This is a genomic window from Actinomycetota bacterium, from assembly GCA_018830725.1.
Classification (GTDB): domain Bacteria; phylum Actinomycetota; class Humimicrobiia; order JAHJRV01; family JAHJRV01; genus JAHJRV01.
The window spans coordinates 1-2162 of record JAHJRV010000002.1; the positions used below are offsets into that span (position 1 = coordinate 1).

The following is a 2162-nucleotide window of genomic DNA, read 5'->3' on the forward strand; positions in this document are numbered from 1 at the left end:
AATATCTTTTTTGGCTAGGTTGTATTTCTGAGCCAATTTCTGAAATTCAGTTTCGAATTTTTTCATCAGTTCTTGAAGCTCTCCTTCTTCACCAGCTTCTTTAACTTTTGCTTTGAAACCTGCCTCCTCAACCACTTTGATTAACTCTTCTATAGTTATTTCACCAGCTTCAAACTCAATCTCAGCTATACCTCTTTTAGGACAGCATATCGGAACATTATTAACGCCTTTAGTTTTTAACAAAGCCTCCTTTACCTCCTCAGCACAGCAGGGAGTATTCATTCCCTCAATATTTAAGACAATTTTTTCCATTTTATTTCCTCTCCCGATTTAATATATCGACCTTGTATAATTCATTTCAATTATATCAAATTTATAACCAAATAAAAAATTGCCCAGCGATAGGCTTTTTTCTAAAAATTAAAAGCTGACATTTACTTGACATTTTAGAATGTAAAGTTTTTAACTTTATTTCTTTAGAGTTCTAAAGGTTTTTAAGAACAAGATTAAGCCTGCTTGAATGGACAAGCAGGCTTTTTCTCCTAATGTTTTTTTATTTCAAAATATATATCTCATCAGGCATACAACCACCTTCAATAAATTTAAATTCAGGTATCTTCTCAATATTTTTCAAGATTATAGGTCTTAATATAGGATATATTTTAGAATACTCAGCGGTTAATTCTTTTTTATTTATCAACCTTAAATATAAGTCTAAAATATCAACTGAACCCTTATGTATATCCTTATGTATATTTTTCTGTTCACTATTAATATCAAGAACAATTTCTTTTATCTTTTCAGGAGTTATAGATTTTATTAATCTTTTAATTTCTTTGGTATTCATATTCATTTTTCACCCCTTATTTAGTTTAAAAGATCTATCTAAATTGAAAAATCTTTAATTATTGAACTCTAAATTGGATTTTTCTTAACTTAACTCATTTTTGGCTTTTTTTCAATTTTTAATAAGTCAATAAAATTATTTTGCATAATATTTAAGGTTTTTAACTATTTTCTGGAATGCGATTATTCTCTTTAAGAACATTTTTAATTCTCTCCTCAGTTATATAATCCCAGCCCAATGACCATCCAATATCTTTTAAGAACTCTATTAAAAGTTCCGGTCGCTTATTTTTAATCTCGTAAACATAATATTCCCTCCGCCACTTTAATCTTTCATCAATAGAGATATTCTTTTCGTCCCATACAAACCTTCTCCTGAAAATACACCAAGCTCACTCTTAATATACATAAGCGCAGTGAGATTTCCAAGTGGTTCAAGGGAAAGAGATATTAAGAAAACATCTTTTATGTCATCCTTATCCCAGCTTGAGCTTGAACTTTCCCTTGGTTGCCTTAACCAGACCCATATACCCAGCCATAATCTTTGTAGATTCTTTTTCCCTCTTCGGATACGAGAAAATCAAGAAATCCACTGGCAAGTTGTCTATGGTTCGAATACTTGAGAATTCCTATGCCCGTACTTCTAAATACTTGCAACTCTCTCGGAAATTCTATTGCCTCCGAGGTTTTTGGCCAGATATGCGCGAAGGCATTCCAGCCGAAGATGGCGTCTACTTTCCCCCCGTGGATCAGTGCCATCACATGGCCACATCCATCCGCTAGATTGGTGATGTTCTTCAGTAAGCCTCTTGTGATTCCTGCCTTACTACATATGTCGTCCCAGACACCTACTAAGCAACCGCTTATAGATATGCCGACTCTCATTCCTTCTCTCATAAGATCTTCCAAGGATTTGATGTCCTTGGGATTTCCTTTTTGTACGATAATGACTGAACGGCGGAGACCGACACTTCTCCTACTTGCTTTGATTATAAGTCCCTTCCACTCGGCGTCGTCAAGCAGAAACTCCGCTCCACACTGTAAGATGTCCCCATGCTCGGTTTTAAGGATTTTTCGTACAAGTTCCTCGGCTCGACCAATTGTGAACTCAAATTCTATTCCAAATTTATCGCTGAAAACTTTTGCAGCTCTTTTTAAGGGTGGCGCTGTGGCACCTGAGGAATAAACATGTATCTTCTCTTTTGTTTTCTGCATTTCACATCACTCCTTTTTTTATAGTCAAAGAGTTTTCCCTCCTTAACTAAAATTACTTTACCAAATCGTATTAAAAGAATCAATCCCGAGAAAAACTCTCG

At 34.6% G+C, this 2162-nt stretch carries 3 protein-coding genes; all 3 read right to left on the reverse strand.

Going from position 1 to position 2162, the window contains the following annotated elements; all coding sequences use genetic code 11:
* A partial coding sequence (locus KKC53_00010) for a cation transporter (GenBank protein ID MBU2597558.1) occupies window positions 1-312 on the reverse strand: 312 nt, incomplete at its 3' end.
* Between the two features lie 241 nt (window positions 313-553).
* Window positions 554-853, reverse strand: a complete 300-nt coding sequence (locus tag KKC53_00015; GenBank protein ID MBU2597559.1) for a hypothetical protein — start codon at window positions 851-853, stop codon at window positions 554-556.
* A 506-nt stretch (window positions 854-1359) separates the two neighbouring features.
* Entirely contained in the window at window positions 1360-2061 is a 702-nt protein-coding gene (locus KKC53_00020) for a substrate-binding domain-containing protein (protein MBU2597560.1), read from the reverse strand.
* Between the last annotated feature and the right edge of the window lie 101 nt (window positions 2062-2162).

Bases quoted from the DNA above. Each gene is read 5' to 3' on its own strand.
- KKC53_00020 (MBU2597560.1), bottom strand. From the start codon at position 2,061: ATGCAGAAAACAAAAGAGAAGATACATGTTTATTCCTCAGGTGCCACA.
- KKC53_00015 (MBU2597559.1), bottom strand. From the start codon at position 853: ATGAATATGAATACCAAAGAAATTAAAAGATTAATAAAATCTATAACT.